The 1,877-nt window shown below is 39.2% G+C and carries 1 protein-coding gene and 2 pseudogenes; all 3 read right to left on the bottom strand.

All coding sequences use genetic code 11. The features are described from left to right. A pseudogene (locus tag HMPREF9144_RS12400) lies at positions 1–431 on the bottom strand (RHS repeat domain-containing protein); the annotation flags it as partial. A gap of 32 nt (positions 432–463) precedes the next feature. Further along, a pseudogene (locus tag HMPREF9144_RS12405) lies at positions 464–904 on the bottom strand (RHS repeat-associated core domain-containing protein); the annotation flags it as partial. 13 nt (positions 905–917) lie between these two features. After that, positions 918–1,877, bottom strand: a 960-nt coding sequence (locus HMPREF9144_RS12410; protein WP_006046491.1) for a DUF2931 family protein, incomplete at its 5' end; no start/stop codon positions are given.

Below are 1,877 nucleotides of genomic sequence, written 5' to 3' on the forward strand. Positions count from 1 at the left end.
TTCCCGTAAACTAAAGAATTAAGCCATTCTCCTTTTTCTTTTGTGGTATGTAATGTTACATCTGGGGCAATAATGATAACCCCTTTAAATTCTTTAGATGCAGAGATTTCTTGTGCAAAGGTAGATGAAGCACAACTATGTAAGACCAATATAGGATGACCATTGTTCCTTTTCCGCCATCCCTTATCGGCAATGTCTATACGCCTTGCAAATAAAGAAACATCCCTAGATAAGTATGAAGCAACTTCCATCCACCGCTCTCCTGAACTAAGTCTAGATATACCTATCCCCCATGCTTGTTGACGATATTTTTTATCCGAAGGGTCTTTTAGTCCATAAGCCCATATATTTACAACATTATTATCATAATTGTTTCTAAAATATGCAGAATTATTTCTAATATCATTTTGTGGAGGAATACCTTTTGTCAATATAAACCAATTAAGTTTCTTATCACCTTTTTATCTATAAAATTAATGGGATGGTTGTCACAATAAGAGTAAGAACTACTAAATGGCATTTCTCCTATACGTGAATCCACCCCATACCAAATACTCGTGATTGGATTCATATACCTTGCACCATAATAGTACAAGCCTGTCTCCTCATCAAACTGTTTGCCATTGAACTTATACGGCAGGTCTTCACTGCTGCTGTGCTCATCAACCAACAGTTCACCGTATGGCAAGTAGGCATCATACTGCGTGATGTTGGCTTTATCATCTGTAATGTAGGACGTACTGCCAAGGTGATCACTGTGATAGAAGAAGGTTTCTTCTTTCGTAGTATCGTTTGGGATATAACCATAACCAGCCTGTGGGTCATCAGGGTTAGTTGGGTCGTTCCAGCTTACAGGTGGACCAGGGTTGGTATTCGGTGTGGTGTTAGGGCGTGGAGTCTGAATCTTTTCCCATATGCTATTCACCTACATAATGAATATCTCCAGAATAAATATCTGGATGATTATTATAAAATGGCCATTTTTCCTCCTTTAAATGCTGTGGAGTTGTTCGAAAAACATGAATCTTTGTTTTGGTTAAGGGATACTTTTTACCACTCACTAACAAATAAATAGTAAACCAATTGTTATATTTGCTAACCTCAATCATCAACTTTCCCGAAGCTCCCTTAGCTTTGAAAGCCTCTGCATATCCCTTTATGATTTCCTCTTCATCAAAATAAAAATTTCCATCATAAATCGTAGTACCTACCTCCCATCCTGCCTGAATTTCCCTTACGCGAGGCAATACTGAAGGCATCGGCTTATTATCTCTATGCCAAAATTCTCCCGTAAGGAATCGGTAAAGATAATCAACATCCAAAACAGCTTTTTCATCTTCAAACTTAAATTCTATCTCATAGTTGTATTTCGTCTTATAGGTATCCCACAAACCATCTGACAAACCATTTCGTTTGAAATTCTCTTCCGCCCATGTGTAATCCCCAAGTCGCCCTTCACAAAACGCATCAAGCGTTTTGCGGTATCGATACCCATCTTCGTCAAAATCCTGCAATGGCACATTTACTTCCCTGCCAACAAGAGTATCACAGACCAATTCGCGTCGACCTATACCATCTACATAGAGCCACACATGCCCTTTGGGAAGCATATTGATCACAAAACCTGTAAATGCCCAATACCTCTTAGCTGGCCAATCATAATATTTTGTACGGAACTTTTGGCGTATCTTATCTTGTAGCTCTGATGAGAATTTAACATTAAGCCGATAAAACTTCTTTTCTAAATACGAAAGCCACACAATATCAACACTACTGGGGGCGCCCATTCCTCCGTTAGAGTCACTGCCCATATCTACCGTACCATCCGCTTCGCCCAAACCTAAACCAGTAAATCTCTCCATCACACCAACATATCT

The organism is Prevotella pallens ATCC 700821 (assembly GCF_000220255.1).
Lineage (GTDB): Bacteria > Bacteroidota > Bacteroidia > Bacteroidales > Bacteroidaceae > Prevotella > Prevotella pallens.